Origin of the sequence: Dongshaea marina (assembly GCF_003072645.1) — a bacterium.
Lineage (GTDB): Bacteria > Pseudomonadota > Gammaproteobacteria > Enterobacterales > Aeromonadaceae > Dongshaea > Dongshaea marina.
In genome coordinates, this window is record NZ_CP028897.1 from 2,627,177 (window position 1) to 2,648,682 (window position 21,506).

General features: G+C 48.4%; 19 protein-coding genes. 10 read left to right on the forward strand and 9 right to left on the reverse strand.

Annotated features, from left to right (window positions below; all coding sequences use genetic code 11):
• Nucleotides 1–63 precede the first annotated feature (63 nt).
• Both DB847_RS12565 and DB847_RS12570 read right to left on the reverse strand, forming a co-directional pair.
• Complete coding sequence (locus tag DB847_RS12565) at nucleotides 64–990, reverse strand: SH3 domain-containing C40 family peptidase (RefSeq protein WP_108651017.1); 927 nt, start codon at nucleotides 988–990, stop codon at nucleotides 64–66.
• Nucleotides 991–1,400: 410 nt separating this feature from the next.
• Complete coding sequence (locus tag DB847_RS12570) at nucleotides 1,401–1,718, reverse strand: DUF496 family protein (protein WP_199911554.1); 318 nt, start codon at nucleotides 1,716–1,718, stop codon at nucleotides 1,401–1,403.
• A 239-nt stretch (nucleotides 1,719–1,957) separates the two neighbouring features.
• Here DB847_RS12570 and DB847_RS12575 point away from each other — a divergent pair, with 239 nt between their 5' ends.
• On the forward strand, nucleotides 1,958–2,188 hold the full coding sequence (locus tag DB847_RS12575) for a DUF3820 family protein (protein WP_108651018.1): 231 nt from the start codon (nucleotides 1,958–1,960) through the stop codon (nucleotides 2,186–2,188).
• 13 nt (nucleotides 2,189–2,201) lie between these two features.
• A complete protein-coding gene (locus DB847_RS12580) occupies nucleotides 2,202–2,864 on the forward strand; it encodes an SDR family NAD(P)-dependent oxidoreductase (RefSeq protein ID WP_108651019.1) in 663 nt (220 codons plus the stop codon).
• Here the strand turns inward: DB847_RS12580 and DB847_RS12585 are convergent.
• Nucleotides 2,861–4,282, reverse strand: a complete 1,422-nt coding sequence (locus DB847_RS12585) for a glycoside hydrolase family 32 protein (RefSeq protein WP_108651020.1) — start codon at nucleotides 4,280–4,282, stop codon at nucleotides 2,861–2,863. The two genes, DB847_RS12580 and DB847_RS12585, sit on opposite strands and share 4 nt — an antisense overlap.
• A 208-nt stretch (nucleotides 4,283–4,490) precedes the next feature.
• On the opposite strand from DB847_RS12585, the gene DB847_RS12590 reads away from it, so the two are divergent.
• The 3 genes from DB847_RS12590 (at nucleotide 4,491) to DB847_RS12600 (ending at nucleotide 6,954) form a co-directional block, all read left to right on the forward strand.
• On the forward strand, nucleotides 4,491–5,846 hold the full coding sequence (locus tag DB847_RS12590; RefSeq protein WP_199911555.1) for a metal-dependent hydrolase family protein: 1,356 nt from the start codon (nucleotides 4,491–4,493) through the stop codon (nucleotides 5,844–5,846).
• A gap of 62 nt (nucleotides 5,847–5,908) precedes the next feature.
• Nucleotides 5,909–6,514 carry a MarC family protein gene (locus DB847_RS12595; RefSeq protein WP_108651021.1) on the forward strand — a complete coding sequence of 202 codons (606 nt, stop codon included), beginning with the start codon at nucleotides 5,909–5,911 and terminating at the stop codon, nucleotides 6,512–6,514.
• A 116-nt stretch (nucleotides 6,515–6,630) separates the two neighbouring features.
• Nucleotides 6,631–6,954: a MarR family winged helix-turn-helix transcriptional regulator gene (locus DB847_RS12600; RefSeq protein ID WP_159084592.1), complete on the forward strand. Its 324-nt coding sequence runs from the start codon at nucleotides 6,631–6,633 to the stop codon at nucleotides 6,952–6,954.
• Between the two features lie 62 nt (nucleotides 6,955–7,016).
• Here DB847_RS12600 and DB847_RS12605 read toward each other — a convergent pair whose 3' ends face one another.
• The 5 genes from DB847_RS12605 to nhaC form a co-directional block, all read right to left on the reverse strand.
• A complete protein-coding gene (locus tag DB847_RS12605; protein ID WP_108651023.1) occupies nucleotides 7,017–8,618 on the reverse strand; it encodes an ATP-binding cassette domain-containing protein in 1,602 nt (533 codons plus the stop codon).
• A 352-nt stretch (nucleotides 8,619–8,970) separates the two neighbouring features.
• A complete protein-coding gene (locus tag DB847_RS12610; RefSeq protein WP_199911556.1) occupies nucleotides 8,971–9,474 on the reverse strand; it encodes a GNAT family N-acetyltransferase in 504 nt (167 codons plus the stop codon).
• A gap of 39 nt (nucleotides 9,475–9,513) precedes the next feature.
• On the reverse strand, nucleotides 9,514–10,107 hold the full coding sequence (locus DB847_RS12615) for a LysE family translocator (RefSeq protein ID WP_108651025.1): 594 nt from the start codon (nucleotides 10,105–10,107) through the stop codon (nucleotides 9,514–9,516).
• 112 nt (nucleotides 10,108–10,219) lie between these two features.
• Nucleotides 10,220–10,891: a hypothetical protein gene (locus tag DB847_RS12620; RefSeq protein WP_108651026.1), complete on the reverse strand. Its 672-nt coding sequence runs from the start codon at nucleotides 10,889–10,891 to the stop codon at nucleotides 10,220–10,222.
• Between the two features lie 287 nt (nucleotides 10,892–11,178).
• Nucleotides 11,179–12,624 carry a Na+/H+ antiporter NhaC gene (gene nhaC / locus DB847_RS12625; RefSeq protein ID WP_108651027.1) on the reverse strand — a complete coding sequence of 482 codons (1,446 nt, stop codon included), beginning with the start codon at nucleotides 12,622–12,624 and terminating at the stop codon, nucleotides 11,179–11,181.
• A gap of 215 nt (nucleotides 12,625–12,839) precedes the next feature.
• On the opposite strand from nhaC, the gene DB847_RS12630 reads away from it, so the two are divergent.
• From DB847_RS12630 to DB847_RS12650, 4 genes are all read left to right on the forward strand, one after another.
• Nucleotides 12,840–13,607: a substrate-binding periplasmic protein gene (locus tag DB847_RS12630; protein WP_108651028.1), complete on the forward strand. Its 768-nt coding sequence runs from the start codon at nucleotides 12,840–12,842 to the stop codon at nucleotides 13,605–13,607.
• A gap of 488 nt (nucleotides 13,608–14,095) precedes the next feature.
• On the forward strand, nucleotides 14,096–15,154 hold the full coding sequence (locus tag DB847_RS12635) for an FUSC family protein (protein WP_108651029.1): 1,059 nt from the start codon (nucleotides 14,096–14,098) through the stop codon (nucleotides 15,152–15,154).
• A gap of 320 nt (nucleotides 15,155–15,474) precedes the next feature.
• Nucleotides 15,475–16,008: a YbaK/EbsC family protein gene (locus DB847_RS12645; RefSeq protein WP_108651031.1), complete on the forward strand. Its 534-nt coding sequence runs from the start codon at nucleotides 15,475–15,477 to the stop codon at nucleotides 16,006–16,008.
• Nucleotides 16,009–16,631: 623 nt separating this feature from the next.
• Complete coding sequence (locus tag DB847_RS12650) at nucleotides 16,632–17,375, forward strand: helix-turn-helix transcriptional regulator (protein ID WP_159084593.1); 744 nt, start codon at nucleotides 16,632–16,634, stop codon at nucleotides 17,373–17,375.
• A gap of 131 nt (nucleotides 17,376–17,506) precedes the next feature.
• Here DB847_RS12650 and DB847_RS12655 read toward each other — a convergent pair whose 3' ends face one another.
• Nucleotides 17,507–18,148 (reverse strand): DUF1349 domain-containing protein, encoded by a 642-nt coding sequence (locus tag DB847_RS12655; RefSeq protein WP_108651033.1) that lies wholly within the window; start codon nucleotides 18,146–18,148, stop codon nucleotides 17,507–17,509.
• Between the two features lie 1,803 nt (nucleotides 18,149–19,951).
• On the opposite strand from DB847_RS12655, the gene istA reads away from it, so the two are divergent.
• Nucleotides 19,952–21,499 carry an IS21 family transposase gene (gene istA / locus DB847_RS12665; protein ID WP_108649425.1) on the forward strand — a complete coding sequence of 516 codons (1,548 nt, stop codon included), beginning with the start codon at nucleotides 19,952–19,954 and terminating at the stop codon, nucleotides 21,497–21,499.
• Nucleotides 21,500–21,506 lie beyond the last annotated feature (7 nt).

Genomic DNA, 21,506 nt, shown 5'->3' on the forward strand with positions numbered 1-21,506 from the left:
CACAGCCTCCTGAAGAGCCCCGGGTATAGAAAAGGCGGGAGCCCATACTGCCGCTCCATGGATCTATGCATCCTGACGGGCCCGGGAGCGACTCACCTTTGCAAGTAAGGCGGGTTTCAGGCGACGCGCCTCCAGAAAGATATGGCTCCAGGTATAAGAGTCTAAATTGCTCAGCTGCACTGTCGGATCGCTATGCCCCGAATTATCAACAACCGTTGCATCAATAAATTCATGGTTGTGGTTTATGTAGCCAAGATACATACCCACATGAGAGATAATCCCCCGCTCCCCGAAAAACAGCAGATCGCCCGGTTTAAGATGATAACGACTCACCTTTTCAAAACCATTCCAGCTCGCCTGTGCTGAGGAATGGCGCGGTAAATTTAACCCCATCAGCCAGAACAGCTGCTTTACAAATCCAGAACAATCGAAACCAAAGCTTGAGCTCCCCGCCCAGAGATAGGGAACCCCTAAAAACTTATGGCTAACCTCCAACACCTGCCTCAGTGTCAAAGTTCGCTGCCCTGAGCGGGTATCGCCTTCTTGTATCCACCCCAACCGGCCATCAACCAAGCGAACCTCTTGCCAACCTCCCACCGGATGAGAACGCTGAACCCTGGGTAAGATCACTCCAAAAGGTAAGTCATACATAGGAGTATTTTGGCTAATATTTGGCTGACGATAGATAAGGTTATTTCGCTGAACAGTCATCAGCGAAGAGGAAGCACCAGATGCATAATGCTTATGCCAGCCAAAAACTTGTCCGTACACCCAGCCTTGGGTACCACTCCTGGTTTTTACCAGTGTCCAGGCATGGTCAAAGTGGATCACCTGAAGTGATTCACCATAAACCGCCTGGGACTCAACCCTCCCATCTCGCGACTGCTGTGAGTAGATATTGAGCAATGGGCGATTAACAAATCCACTGGCATAAACAAGTTGGGGACATAAAAACAGAAACAGGCAACAGAGGATAGTGGATCGATTCATTTTACTATTCACTTTCCTGAAGTGTGTATTCCATGCTTAAACCTACTCAGTGATCAATTCACAGACTGAATGCACAGGACTAACGAAATGGCTTTTTGAAGTATTAAGAAACTAATGGGTTTCAGTCACAAGCTGCCTCAAGTTTAAAGTCGTTTCCTAGTCGGCCTCTAGATAGTAATCACTGTTAAGTATCATAACCGCCTCTCAAAGTGAGCCATTATCTTGCTATTAGCTGAATAGAGGCTGATCCACCCTTGTAACTTTGGAGCAAGATTAAATTTGTCACCTCAGAGTGACCGAACTGGCGAACCTGAGTCAGAACAATTCCATACAAAAAGACCCGGTGCCAGGTATTCATCCTGGCACCGGGTCTTTAAAATCATTGTTTAGCAGCGCTTAGTAGCTACCGCTTATTTCTTTTCTGCACCTTCTGGAGTCGACAGCTGACGGATCAGCTTGGCGATCTCACGGCGCTCCTTGGAGATCTCGGCACTCTTGATGATGTGATCGTCAACACGGTCCTCATAGTCGGACTTCATGTTGGCGATGATCTGCAAAATTTCTGAATAACTCATATCTGGCTTGATATATTCCATCAGGTTATCCAGCAGATCGACACGCTTCTGGTTATCCCGGATCTTCTTATCGTTATCCTGGATCTCCCGCTTGAGCTTGTTCCTTTGTCTTGTATATTTCACGATTTCCAGTATCTCTTTTATCTCTTTCATGGGTATACCTCTTGTAAGTGAACCAGAGCTGGGAAGATTAAACCACATTCCCAGACAAGATGACACCCCGGCCAATCCCCCTGCAGGCCTTGCAATGACAGGGATCGTGAGATAATGCAGCAGAGTTACCCTTTGTTACCCGAGACTGGATTGACTCATCAGGATTTCTGTCACTCGATGCTGTATACCTGAGCTCCCCCCGAGGTTAGAATGGCTCTTTTCATCACTCAGGGCCCCCTGTGTTAGAACAAAAACATCTGATCAAATTAGCCACGATGAGAATGCCCTTTGGCAAATACCAGGGACGAATTTTGGTCGACCTTCCCGAAGAGTACCTGCTGTGGTTCGCTCGAAAAGGCTTTCCCGAAGGTGAACTCGGCCTGCTACTCTCTTTGTGTATGGAGCTTAAGATCGAAGGGCTCGATCGCCTGATCCACCCACTCAAACAGGGTGGCTCAAAACACACCTAAAGGAGGAGTCATCATGAATGTCGTGATACTGGGAGCTACCAAGGGACTTGGCCATGAAATCGTCAAATACTATCATGGCCAGGGTTGCCACACGATAGAGCTGGGTAGCTCGATCACCTACCTGCATCATCAGGGAAACCGGACCCTGATCCCCTGTGATCTGTCTGAGCCTGAAACGGTCAGGCAGGCGATCGAAACCCTGGATACCATGGTGATCGATCACTTTTTCTGGGTTTCGGGTACCATAATCACAGGAGAATTCAAATCCGGCTCATCCGAAGATTTACTTCGGATGATAGATATCAATTTGCGCAATGCCCTGCCATTAATTCATCGTGTTTGGGAGCGACTACAAGAACCAGGAAAAAAGGGAAAACTAGTCGTCATCTCCTCCAGTGCCGGCCTGAAAGCCAAAGCGAATGAAGCTGTCTATGTTGCCAGTAAATGGGCTCAGGTCGGTCTTGCCCGCAGCATTGCGCTGGAGAGCACAAACCCTGATTGTAAGCTAAGTCTTATCCTTCCTGGCGGGATGAAAACCGAATTTTGGAACAAGCAACCCCACCCGGATTACCAGAGTTTCCTCGACCCGGATAAGGTCGCCCAGAGGATTATCCAATTTATCGACTCTCAAGATAAAGGATATGCTGAACTTGAGATCCCACGCGGTAGTCTTTAGAAGATACTAAAGCTCTTGAGCGGCCAGTAGCTCAAACCCGGAGTGCCCTGCTGGACGATGAGTTCGGCAGGGTTTTCTCTGGCATAGAAACGACTGCTCATGACCGCCTCCCCCTGGTTGATAAAGATCTCCAGGGTTGAGTGATCAAAAAAGAGTTCTAACCGCTCCACATCTCCGAGCCAGCTACGGGTCTGCCAACGCTCATCCAGCCAATGCTTACGCTCCAACACCAGCCGCCCTTCCTGGTAATGGATACGCAGCTGCCCACGGATCTCCAAAAAGAAACGCCCCTGTGGACTAAGCTGGATCTCAGCCTGCTCAACCCAAAAATGATCGCCGGGCTGGGCCTGGCCCTGCCACGATTTTTGCTCATCACGTAGCTTCTGATACTCCACCAGCGGACGCTGATAGAGCTTGTCCCCCTTGGCAACCAACTCGCGCACCATGCTCATACAGTGAGCCCACCCGGCCTGGCAGGAAGGATGATCATGACTCTCTTCGAGCGGATTCGCCAGCCAGCCCAGCATCAGTCGACGCCCCTGTTCATCCTCACAGGTCTGGGGGGCGTAAAAATCAAACCCCCAATCCAGTTCATGAAAGCTACCATGGGTGTATTGAGCCTGTTCATAATCAAAATCACCGCAGAAGTACCCGGCCCTGGCATCCACATAGGCCTGATCCCCGGTCCCTTGACCACAGATCCCATGCGGGCAACACAGCAGAAAGTGCTGCTCTTCAAGCTCAAACAGCTCCGGACTCTCCCACATATACCCGAAATCACTGGGGACTCCCATTCCACAGCCCGCGATCGCTCCCAGCAACTCCCAACCTTTGAGATCTCCGGAGCGATACAGCAATACCTGCCCCTGGCGCTCCTGAGTCTGAGCTCCCAATAGCAGGTAGTATTTTCCAAGATGCAGCCAAACCTTGGGATCGCGCATCTGGGCGCCGTATCCCTCGGGCAATTCAACCACCAGCCCCTGCTTGTTCCAGACATGCCGATGATCCCGGATCGCCATGCATTGGTGGCTGATCTTCAAACCCTGCGGCAGGTTTACATTCCCGGTATAGATAAGGTGTAAATCTCCACCTTTCGCAATGACTGAACCCGATGTGCAACCGTCCCTGTCGTAAATCTCACCAGGAAGCAAAGGTGGAGGCTGGACATACCAGCGTAACAGATCGGGAGAGTTGATGTGTCCCCAGCAGCAACGTCCCTCCTCCTGAGAAAAGGGATCCCATTGATAAAAGAGCTGATAACGGCCCTGGTAGTAACAGAAACCACCGGGTGGATAGAGATAACCTATAGGGGCACTGAGGTGCCAGGCCGGCCTCCAGGGATCCCTGACTCCCCGAAGGATATGGCTGGTCAGAGCCGATTGAAGTCGCTGTTGGTAGGTGACATCTCTGTTACGCATTTATCCATCCTTAGATCAGGCGTTAGAGCATGGCCTCATACTATAGTGTATCTGCATCCGCCCGTAATACTTAACTGAGATTTTATCGTCCCCACCAGACATGAACAACCCACCCTTTGAGTTAAACGCCGACTCTCCGTGAAGCATTCTTATCCGGCATAGACCCTGGGAAGAACAAAAAAAACACTAGAAAGCATTGCTTTCTTTCTTGGGCGGCGATATAGTCCTTATCACTGATAAGCATCACCAGCTGTTTCAAATAACATTAATCGTTAAGCATAATGCCTGTTTTACAAAGGTTATGCCCCTTAACACCTGGATTAATACGATAGGAGTAGCAATGAGAACATTACTAGCAAATGCAAATATTTTTGATGGGAGACATGAAAAAATAGTTCGGGGTAACATCCTCATAGAAGATTCAAAGATTATCGAGATCACGAAAAAATATGATCCCATCTTTGAAAATACCAAGATCATTGATCTCAAGGGTCAATATGTGATGCCGGGTTTAATCGATGCCCATGTTCATGTCACCGCTAATCTGACTGATTTACACCAGGAGCATGAACATCAGGCCTGTATTTATGCCAAATGCTTTCAAACCATGAACCAAATGCTTCTTCGAGGATTTACTTCGGTACGCGATGCAGGAGGGGCTGATGCCGGAATACTGGATGTTATCGATAAAAAAATCATTGAAGCACCGAGATTATTTATCAGCGGGCGCGCCCTTAGCCAAACCGCAGGTCATGGTGATTTTCGGCATAAATCAGATTTGATGGAGCCTTGCGCCTGCAGTATCAAAAGTGGCTCCTCCATCTCCATGATCTGTGATGGCGTCCCAGCGGTCCGAAAAGCCGCGCGTGAGCAATTAAGACAAGGTGCAACTCAAATCAAGATCATGGCCAGCGGTGGTATCGCCTCCCCGACAGATAAGGTCACAAACCTTCAGTTCTCAGACGAAGAGATCAAGGCTATTGTCGAAGAAGCAACTCACTTTGGAACCTATGTGATGGCCCATGCCTATACCCCGGAAGCGATCATCCGCTGTGTAGAGCTCGGAGTGAAGACTATCGAACACGGTAATCTGCTCAATAATGAGGCCGCAAAAGCGATGCATCAACACCAAGCCTATGTAGTTCCTACCTTGGCTATCTATAATGCATTCAAACAACATGGAGCTGAAACCGGTACGCCGCAACATACTCTTGAAAAACTACAACAGGTACAACAACAAGCACTGGAGTCGATTCAAATAGCAAAAGATAATGGCGTTGATGTGGGATTTGGCACCGATCTATTGGGGGAGCTGAGCCAATATCAATCCAGTGAGTTTACACTCCGCTCCCAGGTTGAAAGACCATTTGAAACACTCCATTCAGCGACCTATATTAATGCCAAAATGATGGATATGGAGGGTCAACTAGGTGTTATATCCGAAGGCGCTTTTGCCGACCTCCTGATACTAAAAGAGAACCCACTTGAAAATATAAGCTTACTTGATGAGAAAGGCAGCAATATCTCTATGATCATCAAAAATGGTCGATTCATTAAAAAATAACTTTATATCTCATGGATAAAGACCATGCATGGATGCAATATAATTGATTCAGGCACTCAAAAATGATTTTATTAAATAGCTATTTACACTCACTACTAAAAATTTCAATCATAGTGAATCCAATCACTATGCTGGCCATATTCATTGCATATACGGGAGCTCTGGATAAAAAAGAGATTCAGCAGATCTCCTTAAAAACCTGTACTGCCGTGGGAGTCACCCTACTTATCACGACTTGGTTTGGAGTCAAATTATTTAGCTTTTTCGGTGTAAGTTTGCCATCACTGCAAATTGCAGGTGGACTTTCATTACTGATCTCCTGTCTTAAGTGTTTAAATGATAACTCAGAAAAAGCACTGGTAAATAATAGTAACATCGCAATTGTACCGCTTTGCATCCCAATAATTGCCGGGCCCGCAGCATTATCAGTTATCATGAGTTTGGTACATAACAGTTATGGAAATCATCCTGTTATAAATAACATAGCAATCAGCGGTGCATCTATAACGATTAGTTTAATTCTGGGGTTATTATTTTTCTATAGCAGTGAGATATCTACCCTGTTTGGTGAAATAGTCATAAACACAGTTCGAAGGATCTCCTATTTGATTCTCGCTTGCATAGGTGTTAACCTGCTCTCATCCGGAATATTATACTTTATTGGCTGATAAATAATTGGACATCTATGGTTGACTTTAGCTATCTGACCCGGTTGTGGCGTTCTAACTCCATGATATGGCAACAAAAATTAGAGCCCATCTGCTCAGAGTTCGGGATCACCTATGTGGATAGAACCATACTCGATGAGTTAAGCCTGAATGACTCGCTCACAAAAAAAGAGTTAGCGAAAAATCTGGGGACTATTCACCAAAATCTAACGCGCTCAATAAAAAGATTACAAGAGCAACAGCTAATCAGTTTCGCAACATCTGAAGTTGACATGAGGCAAACCCATATAAAAATAACCCACCAAGGCATGGATATTAATAACAAAATTAATCATTCCATTAATAAAATCTGGGCTGAGCTACTTAATAATATCGCACAACCCGATATACAGGCATTCACAAACGTACTAGAAGTATTACCAAAACAGGCAAGTCAATAGACCTGCCTGCTCTCCCTAACCTGCTCCCTCCTCTAGCCAAATCCAATTGTCTTTCCGGTGAGTCAGCCTGCAATTAGCCACGGCTTGAGAGAAACTCCGATCATGGCTTGCAAAAACAACGGCTCCTGAAAACTGGCAAAGACATTCTGCCAGCTTATCCCGGGCCGACATCTCAAGATGATTGGTCGGCTCATCCAGCAGTAAAATATCCGCCCCGCCAGCAGCAGTTCAATCAACCGACACTTCAAGCGTTGCCCTTCACTCAATTGATGATCGGCTTTGTCAGCCAGCCCTTTCTCCAGACCCAAACTCGCAAGTTGAGTCATCAACTGCTGCTCCAGCTGCCGGGTTGTTGGCTTGACACGCTGCCTCAGACTTCGAGCCTCTCCCATACCAAACTGTTGAGGCAGGTAACCCAGGGTTGCAGATTGTGCAGGTCTGACTGCCCCCGAATCTGCAGTGAGCTGCCCACTCAACAGGGCGAGTAGTGTTGATTTACCACTGGCATTTTTACCCTCCAGATAGAGGCGATCGCCCGGTTTAAGGATAAAAGAGAGATCCTTGATTAAAGGGGAAGCCCAATGGCTGAACCCGAGATGCTCCACCCTCAGCAACGAGCGACAACGGATCTCAGAGCGTGAGAGTAGCTGGAGTGTTCGTTGCTTCTCCTGCCAGGGCTTGCTGTTGGCCTGCTGCTCCTTTATCCGCTCGACCCTTCTGCCTAAAACCTTCGCCTGTCGGGCGACCCGCTCGGGATTTGCACTCCCCTTAACGGAGCCATCATCCCGCTTACACAGGCCGCCATTACTTTTCACGCTACGGCTTGCTTTAAAACGCTGCATCCGCTCACTTTGCTGCTGTTTCCGCCTGTGCTGTTGCTCCAGCCTTTGGGCCTGTTGTTTTCCCTGCTGCCATTGCTGACTCTGAGCTGCAAGCTCCTTTTGCTGACACTGCTGGTAATCACTAAAACATCCCTGGTAACTGATGAGTTTCCCCCTTACAAGATGCCAGGTACTAGTGCAACAGCGGTCCAGTAGATGCCGGTCATGGCTCACCATCAGATATGGGATAGTGCATTTTGCTAAAAAACGTTCCAACCAGGCAATCCCCTGAAGATCAAGGTGATTTCCCGGCTCATCTAACAGCAGGAGCCCGGGCTCACTGAGTAGCAGTGATCCAAGGGCTAAACGTGTTTGCTCGCCGCCACTTAGCACATCGCAGCTTTTTTCAAGGTGCAGCTCACAGAGCTCAAGCTTGTCTAAAATCCGCTGAGTCTTTGCTTCCAACTGATAGCCACCTAACTGCTGATATTGGTCGAACAGCTCCCAGTCAAAATTGGGATCACCTATATTCTTCAGCTGGGTGTTGATATGGTAAAGCTCCGGATACTCGCGCCATAAGATCCCGCGACCATCGAGATCCTGGGTCCGCTCAGGTTGCTGAGAGAGCCAGCCAACCTGTACAGGAGCTCCCCACAAGAGCTGCCCGGCGCAAGGCTTGACTGCGCCTCTTAACAAAGACAGCAGGGTCGATTTGCCGGCCCCGTTATCACCCACAACACCAATTCGGGCTTGGTTTGTGATCACGAAGCTGAGATCGGTAAATACGGGATTGATCGTTTGGGGATAGCTAAATTCTAATTGGTCTGCCTGGCAGATAAACATAATGCTTTACTCCGATAAATTTGGATTGAATAACCTGGGATAAAGGGTTCGGGGTAAAGATTGGATAGTTCATGATGCATCACTCCTAAGGTTTAAGATGTTTCTCAAACGGAGCCTGCACTCTAAAGGACGAAAGGCGCCGTCCGAGAAGCTGGGCATAAAAAAGCCCGGGATCAGATCCCGGGCTTATAAAGAAAAATAAAACGCTTATCGATCTGATCGCACTATTGCTTCCGGATACAGATCTTGATCATCGTTTTACTCTCCTCTCAAATAAGATGGCTAATCTAACATGCGAACCCGACATGAGCAACTACCTGGGTAGAAAGCGACTGCCGGATGCCTGGTATCATCAGGCAGGAACTTGCTGCTCGACCTCTTCTCGATACAGGGTCAGGCCTCGCGCCTGATAATTTTTCAAAGCTGCGGGGTGATCCAGGCTACAGGTGTGTACCCAGACCCGACTTGCTCCTTGCCATTGCCACGCGGACTCAATGGCATTGGAGAGCAAGGCCGCACCAAAGCCCATACCGATGCAATCAGAGACTAAGCCGAAATAAAGGATCTCGACGTCACCGCCATTACGATGAAGTTCATAATAGCCAGCGATCGCGCCCTGGTAGTAGGCAACCCAGGTTCGATGATCTGCACTTTCCACCAGCTCACGCCATTGATCATCCGACCAACTCAGTTTATCGGTCCAGGACCAGGGCTCGCCAACCAATTGGTATAAAAAACGGTTGAATTTAAACTGTGGCCTAACACACTCACGTATCTCTAGTTCAGGTAATACAGCTACGGGGCTGAGCTCCTGCGGATTATTCATCTGTAGGTAATAAATCGTGACCTCTTTCACATTCATCTTCCTGTGGTCATGGGTAAAAAAAACTCTTGATCAAAGAAGCAGCGCCAATCCGATCGAGAGTAGTAAGGCGATCGCAAATCCGATATTGATCCCGCGGCTGATCCCCGGGCGCTTCGAGAGGTTAGCCAGGCTGGAGCCCAGGATAAGCCATGCAAAATCACTGGATAGTGCAACCAATAATAAGATGCCGATCTTTGCCAGAAGATCCAGCTCAAGAGCTCCCACCACCAGGGTATAACCTGAAAAAAGCGCGGCCATCGCGGCATAGGCCTTGGGATTGGTCAAAGAGAGAAAGATACCCGACATCAGCCGGGGAGGATGACTCTCATCTGAAGATAAAGACAGAGGTGGCGCACTGGCAATTCGGTAAGCTAAAAACAACATATATAGCAGGCTTAATCCACCAATCACAGGAGCGACTCCCGGCAGAGCCAGCAGTAGGCTACTGAGCCCGGATGCGGTGATCAGCATGACTCCGAGAAGGCCCGCCACCAGCCCGGTCAGATATCCCAGTCCCCGGCGAAGCCCAAAAGCGGCTCCGGTCGCTCCCATGCTTAAGGTTGCAGGGCCAGGACTTGCGAGCAGGGCGCAGCCAACCAAGGTAAAACTTAATACCGAGTCCAAATACAACAACCTCCAGCCACTCCATGCCAATGGAGCCTATCATAGAGTGCCGGGCTCAGTTTGCCAATGCAAACGCTTACCAAAGCTCTGCTGAGCTGTTGCAGAGCGCTTTCTAAAATTTGTAACGACCCCTTGCTCCCTGACTCCAGCTCCCCGAGAAATCCCCTCCCTTAACTTCCTGCTCCTGCTCCTGCTCCTGCTCCTGCTCCTGCTCCTGCTCCTGCTCCTGCTCCTGCTTTTCCAGGATAGCGATGCATTCGGGACAGGCACCATGAGTCAGCTCGGGTAACTGGTTTTTCTCCAGAAGTTTTAGTTCACAAACAGCCTGCTCTATCTCCTCCCATCTTTGATCCTCTAGCTGGATTTTTTTACACCAGCTACAGATCCGCAAGGGTGGCTCACTTCCCCTGCAACACGGATCCAGTAACGAAACCGCAGGACGTTGCTCCAACCGCTCCACCCAACTCATCAGAGCCAATTTCCCATCCTCCTGTGGCAGGATTGAAAGCTGCATATAACGGCGGAGGGTGGGAGAATCACAACGAAATGGAATGGTGATAGGCCGGCTACTCAGGCGGACCCTGTCCAGAAGATCGTGATACAAAGTTCTGGCTTCTGCACCACAGATATAATCCCAGAGCCGCTTCCCTTTAAGGGTGGCCAGGGTCAGCTCAGCGGCTTCATTATCACGGGCAAATTCAAGCCAGGCTTGGTTGACCCCAGTGATCCGATTATCGGCATCCAGCCAGAGTACAAAACTTTGATCCTTCAACTTTTGCGCCATCAATTCTCCAGAGCTATCAATTGACTCTTCTTTACTGTGGCATATTTTCAGGATAAGAGGGAGCGTTTGATATCAGTGCTGATGCCTGACTTCAAACATCAGCGTCATGTGTAAATCCGAATCTCTTCCATCTGATTCTTTTCCAGTCCACTGCATATAACAAAAGGCCGGAGATGCTGAAACCAGCATCACTTAAAAACAAACAACCAATGACAGGGCAAGATTACAGAGGAGAAAGGAAGGTGAACGGGCCTAAAGGAGAGTGGCCCGCTCATTGATATCAATAATCAGCTGGCGCAGGCCTCTTTATCCAGAGCCGATGGCTCTTGCTCTCCCTGGGTTTTGGAGTCTGCAGGTGGCACCCTGTCGACAAAGATCCCTAAGGATGAGGTGATGATGGTAACCGCAATACAGACAAAACTCAGCCACATATAGGGCGCATAGGCCAAAGTCGCTACCCCAAGGATACTCGCCATATAGATACCATTGTCACTCCAGGGGACCATACCGGATGTCAGGGTCCCGCCAAACTCCGCATTACGCGAAAGGTTCTTGCGGGCATAGCCCAGACGGTCATAGTTCTTGGCACAAATTTTAGGGGTCAGGATCAGTGAGACATACATGGCGGAGCCAAAGAGGTTACTCAAAAAGGCGGTCCCCAGAGTCGAGATCGACAGGCTGGTAGGAGATTTCACCCGCTTTTCGAACAAGCCTGCCAGGGTCTGCAGCACCCCGACTTTGTCCAGCAAGCCACCAAAGCCCAGGCCAAAGACGATCACGGCAACGGAGCCCAGCATCGATTCGATCCCGCCCCGGTTAAGGATTGAGTCGATAAACCCAACACCTGAGTGAATGGTAGCCGGGGCCCAGGCCGCTCTCAAGGCAGCGATCGGATCCATGTGCTGCATCAGTATCGCCCAGATGATCCCCAGCAGGGAGCCAAAGCTTATCACGGGGAATGACGGCATCCCCATTGCCAGCAGCCCCAGTACAGCAATCACAGGGAGAAAGGAGAGAGGTGAGATCACGAACTGCTGCTGCATCGCCTCTGCAACCGCCCGCACCTGGCTCAGGTCAACATTGGCAACATAGGTAAGTCCGGTGACGGTAAAGAGTACCGCAGTGATAAGATAGCTTATCAAGGCGATAGGAAGCATCCCCTTGATGTGCTCAACGATCTCTACCCCGGCCATAGTTGAAGCAAGGATCACCGAGTCGGAAAGAGGAGACATCTTGTCGCCAAAGTAACAGCCCGAAAGCACAGCACCGGCAGTTAAAGGAGCCGGGATCCCCATCCCCTGGCCTATCCCCATCATCGCAATCCCCGCAGTGCCTGCAGCTCCCCAGGATGTTCCCGTTGCCAGGGCTGTCACAGAGCAGATCACCATAGTTGCCGGCAGAAAGACTCCGGGGTGGATCACCTGGAGACCATAAAAGATGATGGTTGGTACAATTCCGCCCACAATCCAGGTTCCCACCAGAGCGCCGACCGCCAGTAGGATCAAAACGGCTCCAAGGCCGTTTGCAATCCCGCCGATAGCCGCCTTCTCAAGGTTCTTATAGGCGTGCCCAAGTTTGACCCCAAGAATGATGACCACAAACCACCCCAAATAGAGGGCTAATTGAATGGGCAAATTGAGCTTAGAGGTAAATGAAAAAGCCAGAATCAGAAAAAAACCAAGCGCAAGTACCACTTGAATGATCGAAGGTTGTTTTACATTCCGCTTCTGCATTCATCCACCTTAGGTTGATAGGGTTATCGGAAAACAGCCCAGAAAACTAGCATGGAACTCTAAGGCTGGGCAACAAAAATTGACGCATTATCTCTCCAGTTCACCCCGAATTAACATGATTTCTCATCAAATTAACGATCGAGCTGGCAAAAGGACGACTTGCGATCCTCCTCTATACTCAAGGCAAGGCAAGTGCAAACCCTAAAACGGATAAAATGTATCACCGCGTTATAGGCTGCTGTTTATTCATCACACTCATCGGCTTCCTCCCCCGGGTTGAGGCCGGGCACTATGAGCTGGTCACCTTTGAGTTTCCGCCTCTGGAATATACAGGCAAGGATGGAAAGCTTCAGGGGGCTGCCGTCGAGATTATCACAGAGGCCTTTGAGAGCGCAGGTCACAGTGTCACGATCAGATCCTTTCCCTGGACTCGCTCATTGCGAATGGTAAAAAATGGTGAAGTAGACGCTATTTTTACCGCTTATAAAAACCCAGAGCGCGAGAAATTTCTGGATTATTCACAGCAGGTCCTGATCCCCCAGATCGTTGGCTTTTTTGCCAGAAAGGAGAGTCACCTGATCTTCAATGGCAATCTTGACCAACTCTCAACGGTTGAGATCGGAACGGTATCCACCATCAGCTATGGCCAGAAGTTCGACAAGGTTAAATCAAAACTCAAGCTACAGCGGGCCAATACCCTCCAGCGAAATTTTGAGCGCCTGATCCGAGGCAGGCTGGATCTGGTGATCAGTAATATCTATGTGGCTGACCATACCCTCAGGCAGATGGGGTTAAAAAATGAGGTCAAACCACTGTTTCCCAGGATTCAGAGCGTACCCAGTTATATAGCTTTCACCAAGAAAAAGCCGCTTGTTGAGCTGCGACAGCAAATTGATAACCAGTTGTTAAAAATGAAGCAAGGGGGGCGCTATCAGGCGATCATGGATAAATATGGTGGCCAAAAAGCTCCTCTGTCTCCCTGAGGAAGGACGCTGCACCACTCCATACCATGATTGCAACACTAGCTTAACGCAATGGAAGCATTCTTGTACTTAGCTTTCACCAACAAAACAGCCAGAATCCATAAATCACACCCATGTGCTTATGTCAAGCCCCAGATGGTGACTATCCAGGGCGGGTCACAAAAACTATAGTGGCAGCATGTTTTTTCGTTTAAGAGGTCTTTCTGGAGCTGGATCGAGTTCACAGTTCAGAAAATAAACCATGTACCACATTAATTGTTGCTGTAGCCATCCCTTATGTTCTGCGTTGAAAAAGTCTTCACTTGCCCCATGGGTTCAACCCGCTGATCTGACACTACGACCGCTAAGCTAAAAACACAGATTTTGCACCTTGTGAAACCCGATTTTGCAAGATACGCCGGTCACTGCAATTTCAGCTTCCAACTGATCCGATCTTTCTCATTGTTCAGAGATTGCAGCGAAGTCTTGCTCTTTGCCAAGAGGTTATTATGGCAAACCAAAAATACAATCTTGTCAGCTTAGTCAAAAAAGCCAGAATTAATCACAGTGATCTCCTATATCTGGTGATCGCACTGCTCCCAAGTATTGCTGAGTTCTATGTTCAGCAGCAGGAACGCTGGCTTCTTGCGGGGCTGGTTACAACCTCTATCTTTATCGTTCAGCGTCGATTGCGTTGGGGGCTGCTGCCCAGCCTTGGGCATGGACTACTCATTGCCTGTGGTTTTGCCCTCCTTTATTACAGCCAATGCAACCTGATCCTGTTTGCCCTGATCACCGCCCTGTTTGCAATGGCTCTGTGCTCTATCAGCCATTTTGGAAATAGTCTGCATGCCCTGAGCAGTTTTACCATACTGCCTGTCATCTATCTGGCGTGTGGTTTCTATCCGGCGCCTACTGAGCTACATCTGATCAACCATAACTTCCTGCAATTGGCGGCCACTTTTCCTCTGGCGATCGGCAGTGCCTTTATTCCACTGATCCTGCAATATATCTGCAGAGGCTTTGGCAAAAAAGCACTGATGGATATGGTGTGTGGCTACCATCACAGAGCAGATCCTCCCGAAACCCATATCCTTGTAACTGCGATTGGAGTATTTGTGGCTGTATTCATCGCAGCACTCTGGGTTAAGTGGCTACTGCCCGCCCATGGTGAATGGCTGATCTGGTCCGTTGTCAGTATTCACACTGGTGAGCGGGTTAGCATGCACTCCAAGGTCCGCCACCGTTTCCTGGGGGCAACCATAGGTCCAGGGCTTGGATACGCCATCATTCATTCGATCCCTAAATATCCCCTGTTTCATCATGTGGCTGTCTTGCTGATCCCTCTGACCCTGGTTGCCTTTGACTGTTACCCTCTGGCATTTACTCTGCGCAGCATGTTGCATACGGTCGATGGTATGAACCTTGGTCAAGATGATATATTGGCCCTTGCCCGCTCTCTCAACGTCCTGATCGGGAGCGGCTTTGGGATCCTGATCTGCTATTTGGCTGAGGTGGTCGTGGTACGCTATCTGCGTCAACATACATTTCGTAAGGTCACCGCCTGAGATGCCAGACCCAGCAACCAGGCTCTGTTGACGTTTCAGATTTGGTTCTGCAGTTGGCAATTTTTTCATCCAGCAAGGCAGAAGATGTGTGGTGTAGTTGCTCTACAAGAGCATCTGATAACGCTGCCGGGAGGGAAAATAGCCACTGCCCTTCGGGTGGCGCCTGAAAAAGCCCTGTTCATTGTTGCACATCACTCATTTAGAATAACTAAACCTCATGATTCGCGTCGCGAACAGAACATTTTCAGGGGCAACAGGTTCAAAATTGGAAATGTCAACAGAGCCTGGAGCAGCATTAAATTTCACACGGAGAGATAGAAGTGACAGAGCGCCAGCAACAGCTATTAGAGCAAACCATCGGGCTATTTAACCGGGCTGAAATCCCCTACTCCAGCTGGCAGCATCGGCCTATCCTCAATTTTGAAACCGATGCCGAGGTTGCAAAGGAGCTGGGTTGGACCGCTGAGCCGACCAAAAGTCTGTTTTTGAAATTTAAAGATGGTCGCCACTGCCTGCTCTTCACCCACAGGGATGCACGATTAAACAGTAAAGCGATAAAGCAACTGATGGGGAAGCGCCCATCCGTTTGTGGTGATCAGGAGATGCAACAACTACTGGGATGTACTCCGGGTGCGGTAGGCCCCTTTGCGCTCCCAGAGAGCATCCCGCTTATTCTCGATCCCCGGCTACTGCACTACCCAGAGCTGATGTTCACCCCGGGGCCACCGGAAATCACCTTTGCCTTCGCAACTTCAGGGCTGATCTCTCTGACTGAGGAGCTGCCTAACCCTGTGCTTTGGCTGGAGGAAAGCTGTGGTAAAACTCCTGTGACAGCGCAGCCGGTAGCATACTGACCCCAGACCGGTAGCTGAACTCATACCCCCTGGGTCATGGCGACTCGGAGCATCTGCTGCTCCCTCGGCATGGCCTCTGTCACAGCACCTCAAGCCGCTCAAAACAACCATTTTCTCATTTTCTGCAGCAAAGGCGAGACTGTTCACAGGCCGAGTGTCAACCGCGTAAGATTGACCCAGAGATCCACAACAGTGATTACACCATAATTTCGAATCGCCGAAATACAGATTCGTATAAATCCCTTTATTAGAAAATTAACCACCAGTAATAAAATCTAACTAACTTATCCCTGACGGATTATTTTGCACTGCCATCTATTTAAGCTATCAATTGAGTCCATAAATAAAATGAATACAGGCTGCCAGGTCAGAAATTGTCCGAACAGCTACAGACTCAGACTAGAGTCGTATTTGATCGACTCGCAATATAGGGAAATATAAACAGTAATAAACACAAGATATAGGCATATAGAAAAAATCAGCCACTCCTATATGCCAAGGCTCATTAGACAAATGCTGAGGATAATTCCAAACTTGCATAGCTCTACCCTTCAAATGATGGAACAATCACAGAACGAGCGTATCCAGTAATAATTTAATGCTTGCGACTAAGGATGTCCGACATGACCATGGATGAACTGCTGCATCTTTGCGCTAAAACAGACTCTCTCGATGAGCTCAATCACCTGTTCCGCCGTTACTATCGCCAGGCAGGGATCTATCATTTTGCGTTTACATATTATACCGGCATACCAAGCTCACGGAGAAAACTTAAATACGATTATGCAACGGATCCGATTAGACCTTGGCACCAACATTATCTTTTGAGCGAGTATTGCGACTTCGACCAAACTCTACAGGAGAGCAAAACAATCCAGACTCCAGTTCACTGGGATATCCTGACCCAGTTGAAAAACAGCTGCAGGCAAAAAGAGAAGAAAATCCGGGAGGAGTCCTATGATTTCGGGATCCGCCGGGGGATCAATATCCCATTGCACGGGGCTGAGGATGATTTTGCAAGCCTTACCCTCTATGAGCTTGAAACAACACAATGGATCAATTCACCCTCACTCTCTTTAAGTGAGCTCTTTATCAGCGCTTATCACTATTACTCTGAGATCAAAAAGCACCTTCATCGAAGTGGTTTCAAGTGCACCCCTACCCTCCTCACCGAGCGAGAGTGTATCTGTTTAGAGTTAACCCGCCAAAACAAGAGTGTCGATGCGATCTCAGTGTTGCTCAATATCAGTCAACGTACGGTTAACTTCCATCTGCAAAATGCAAATAAAAAGCTCGGGGTTAAGAATAAATATCTGGCGGTATATAAAGCAACAGAGCAAGGCCTTCTTCTCCCCGGCACTGTTTAACTCCGATCAGCGCGTCACCAGCTCTCATGCGATATTCAACAAACCAGGGGTCAATCTGCTATCCTTCTATCAAAAAAGAGCCTCTCTCACCGAGAAGCTCCCGAGATAAAGATAATGATACCCTATCCAATCTAGTTATTTTTTAGCCACTTGAGCCTTCTTGCATCGGGCAAGTGCTCAATCTTAAAGTCTTCGAACTTAGCTTTAAAACCATTTCCATCAGGACTTGCGGCCATCATGCCAACCATTGCATCTTTATGATCAGGGAAATACACGATATTACTTTGCTGATAGTTTTTACCATCCAGAGAGTAGAATATCTCCAGGGCATCTAATCGACGAATCACTTTAATCCATACGGATGTTGGTGCCTGGTGCAGGTTAATCACACTCCAACTTGAATGGCCATTCGTTACCACAGTGCTATAGTGGTAATTCCCATCCACATATTCGATGCCTGTTTTAACCCAGTGTTTCTCATCAATTCGAAACATCATCCCCATCTGATCAAAGCGTGTTTTGTAGTCTCCGGTAGTTTTTACACTCGCCTCAAACTCGCCACCGACTCTTGAGAAATAGAAAGGACCATCCGCGACGGTAAATCCATAGTGGGTTTTATTCCAATAATCAGTGTGTGGTGTCACATCCATAGTTAGTGTTCCATTGTTAATGGACCACTCTTTAGGGGCGTTAAACCAGGACATACCATGTAGATTTTGACTAAAACAATTAAAGGATAAGAAAGCAAAGAATATAAATGCGATGTATCTCATGTAAAACTACCTTGTAATTAACTATAGATGACTATTTCCATTTTTTAATATCCCTGTAAAGGGCGTTATTTAGAGTACATAGTTTAAAAATAAATTCAACCCTATGTAAATCACCCCATCCCCATGAGAACTAGTTTTGTAACATGATAGCTCCCCTATATAAATTGCTCACTTTTCTCAGAGCAGATGTTTTATCTGCTCGGAATATAACCAATATAATGAGGTGCTCTCAATTAACGTGACCGGCTTCACAAATAGAAATAATTAAACTATCAAAAAAATATCATTCGCTTATATATTAACTCTCACTAATAATACATTTGCATTTTTACAATAACATTCAACATGCGACACGACCTCTTTCGGACCACAGGGTTTACCACCTTACCATCAAAAATCAGTCAATGACCCAGTATGTCCTGCCGTTAGCGGTATCCATTAGATCCAGGCGATGGATGGCAAAGAAGATGCAGAACGGTTCAAGGAGAGTTCCCTGCGAGCCACATTCCAAATAGCCGCTCAGTTAGAAGAGCCCCCAAGCTGTATTCAGCCCTATGTCCCAGGGGTGAAATGGCTTTCTATACCATTTCACCTGGACACTCTCAGATATCCGGCCTTTCACGGCATTCACTCCCCCTGTGTCGCAGATAACAAACAGCCAGGGGCTCTCAGGGGAGCCGGTACAGAGACTTTTAGATAAAGGGGTTTATAGCAAGCCTTGTCGGCCATAGTGATAGGCATAGCAAGCTGCTATTTATGCTTCTTTACTTCATCAGTGGTGAGTCATCATGCCCTGTCCAGCCTGGGCAAAAGCCATTTTCGATTACCAAACAAAAACTCCGCCCAGGATTGCTTCAAACTGCCAGGTTCTACAACTCCCATGCCTTGATGCGGGGTACACAGGCCATAATAGCCCTGTTCGGTTCACTGTTAGTCCTCACAGTTACTGCACAAACCTCACCTTACAAACCTTAGCTCTTCAGCTACATCGGCCCAATTCCTTGTGAGTCACTGGTTCCGTCACACAAAGACACATTGGAGCACCTTTAAGTCGTTTTCCCCAGGCTCTGCTGGATGTTATCGCAGATAGAGTCATCCTCTTAAGGCAAAATCTGACTCAGATCTGGTTATATTTCTCGCAAAATTGATTCGGAAGTTCCTCTGCCACAAGAAAATTCACACTGAAAATTTATTTTCATGGCGATAATTCGAGCAAATAAGGTACGTTTTTTATTACCCACCACCATACCCCGTCTATTTATTACCCATGTAGCGTCAGTTATCTTCGCAGGCGTTTCACGCCCTACTCTGTTATAGATAGATAAGCTTTCATTTTTTTATTTTTTGTAGCTTTTTAGCACTAAAATGACGATTCATGGCGTAAGTAATCCCTCAGGAATAGCAAATTTTTACCCTGAGAACATCTCCTTTTCTAAACTTTATTCTTGAATAAACTAACGAAGTGATACAGTTTCTTACATTCAGCCATTTTCAGCCCCCCGGAAACAACACCGAATATATCCCCACATTAAAGCGATCCACCCGAATTCCGTTCATTTGTTAACCGATTGCGTTTTTTGGTCCATCGCGATCACCCAATAAGATCGATAGCGATCACTGAATAATATCGATCGCGATCGCTCAATAATATCGATGGCGATCACTTTTGAGTTTTATATTATTGGGTGATCGGCATGAATATTATGCAGTCCCGACCGAAATGTTATTCATTTCAACTCCCGTTTCGCAGGTGTTTTTTTAACCGGCTATGCTCTCTGTTTGACCTCGAGCGGAGAGCCAGCCATGCCAACGGTGCATATCACCATGCGAAAACTCAAAGAGATCCTCAGACTCAAGTACCAAGGCGGCCTGAGTCACCGCCAGATCGCAAGCAGCCTGTCTGTGTCTCCGTCGACTGTGTCCAATTACTGCAAAAGGGCCCAACAGATGGGGCTATGCCAATGGCCTCTGCCTGCTGAGTGGGATGAAGAGCGGCTGCGCCGTGAGTTCCTTGAGACCCGGATCACGGTTCGTCAGACACCTCCTCTGCCGGATTGGGCCGTGGCCCATCAGGAGCTCAGACGCAAAGGGATGACGCTACAACTCCTGTGGGAGGAGTATGCTGAGCGACATCCCAAGAACCACTACAGCTATAACCATTACTGCATGCGTTATCGTGAGTGGCGTAAATGCCAGTCTCCCTCAATGCGTCAGAGCCATAAAGCCGGTGAAAAACTGTTTGTTGATTACTGCGGTCCAACCGTGCCCATCGTGGATCCGAGGACTGGGGAGGAGCGTCGGGCTCAGATCTTTGTCGCTGTGATGGGTGCATCCAGCTACACCTACGCCGATGCAACCTTGAGTCAGGGGCTGGAAGACTGGGTGATGAGCCATAAACGGGCCTTCGAATTTCTGGGGGGAGTACCAGAGATGATCGTTCCGGATAATCTCAAAAGCGGAGTCAGTAGAGCGTGTCGCTACGAGCCAGATCTCAATCCTACCTATCAGCAGCTGGCTGCACACTATGGTGTTGCAGTGCTTCCTGCCCGTCCTTACAAGCCCAAAGATAAAGCCAAGGCTGAGGTGGGCGTGCAGATCGTTGAGCGCTGGATCCTGGCAAAACTGCGCCATGAGACCTTCTTCAGTCTGGCTCAGCTAAACCAGCGGATCGGGGCTCTGCTCACCGAGTTGAACAATCGCCCGTTCAAGAAGCTGCCGGGAAGCCGTAAATCACAGTTTGAATTGCTAGACAAACCGGTGCTCAAATCGCTGCCTCAAAACCCCTATCAGTTCACCCGGGTGAAGGCGGTTCGGGTTCATATCGACTATCACATCGAGCTCGACAAGCACTACTACTCGGTTCCCTATACCCTGCTCAAACGCAAGCTTGAAGCGCATATCTGCGACAACCTGGTACGGATCTATCATGGTGGTCGCTGTGTCGCGACACATCCACGCAGCTATCAGCAGGGAGGGCAAACCACCCACCCCGATCATATGCCGGTCGCACACCAAAAGCAGATGCAATGGACCCCGGGACGCTTTCTGAACTGGGCTCAGGAGATAGGCCCCTCCACGCTTGCGGTGATCAAACAGCTGCTCTACCGAAAGTCCCACCCGGAGCTTGGATATCGGGCCAGCCTTGGGATCCTCAACCTGGAAAAGCGATATGGACGCCCCCGCTTAGAAGCGGCCTGCCAGCGAGCAGACCGAACGGGCGTTTACTATCAGAAAGGGATCCGCTCCATCCTGGAAAAGGGGCTGGATGGCCAGCCACTGCCCGAAACTCAGCCGGATCGTCTGGCGGAGCTCACTCACCTCAATATCCGTGGCTCAGGCTACTATCACTAAGGATCAA

Excerpts from the sequence above, each read along its gene's own strand:
- DB847_RS12565 (WP_108651017.1), bottom strand. The coding sequence starts at position 990 with ATGAATCGATCCACTATCCTCTGTTGCCTGTTTCTGTTTTTATGTCCC.
- DB847_RS12570 (WP_199911554.1), bottom strand. The coding sequence starts at position 1,718 with ATGAAAGAGATAAAAGAGATACTGGAAATCGTGAAATATACAAGACAA.
- DB847_RS12580 (WP_108651019.1), top strand. The coding sequence starts at position 2,202 with ATGAATGTCGTGATACTGGGAGCTACCAAGGGACTTGGCCATGAAATC.
- DB847_RS12585 (WP_108651020.1), bottom strand. The coding sequence starts at position 4,282 with ATGCGTAACAGAGATGTCACCTACCAACAGCGACTTCAATCGGCTCTG.
- DB847_RS12595 (WP_108651021.1), top strand. The coding sequence starts at position 5,909 with ATGATTTTATTAAATAGCTATTTACACTCACTACTAAAAATTTCAATC.
- DB847_RS12605 (WP_108651023.1), bottom strand. The coding sequence starts at position 8,618 with ATGTTTATCTGCCAGGCAGACCAATTAGAATTTAGCTATCCCCAAACG.
- DB847_RS12620 (WP_108651026.1), bottom strand. The coding sequence starts at position 10,891 with ATGGCGCAAAAGTTGAAGGATCAAAGTTTTGTACTCTGGCTGGATGCC.
- nhaC (WP_108651027.1), bottom strand. The coding sequence starts at position 12,624 with ATGCAGAAGCGGAATGTAAAACAACCTTCGATCATTCAAGTGGTACTT.
- DB847_RS12630 (WP_108651028.1), top strand. The coding sequence starts at position 12,840 with ATGTATCACCGCGTTATAGGCTGCTGTTTATTCATCACACTCATCGGC.
- DB847_RS12635 (WP_108651029.1), top strand. The coding sequence starts at position 14,096 with ATGGCAAACCAAAAATACAATCTTGTCAGCTTAGTCAAAAAAGCCAGA.
- DB847_RS12650 (WP_159084593.1), top strand. The coding sequence starts at position 16,632 with ATGACCATGGATGAACTGCTGCATCTTTGCGCTAAAACAGACTCTCTC.
- DB847_RS12655 (WP_108651033.1), bottom strand. The coding sequence starts at position 18,148 with ATGAGATACATCGCATTTATATTCTTTGCTTTCTTATCCTTTAATTGT.
- istA (WP_108649425.1), top strand. The coding sequence starts at position 19,952 with ATGCCAACGGTGCATATCACCATGCGAAAACTCAAAGAGATCCTCAGA.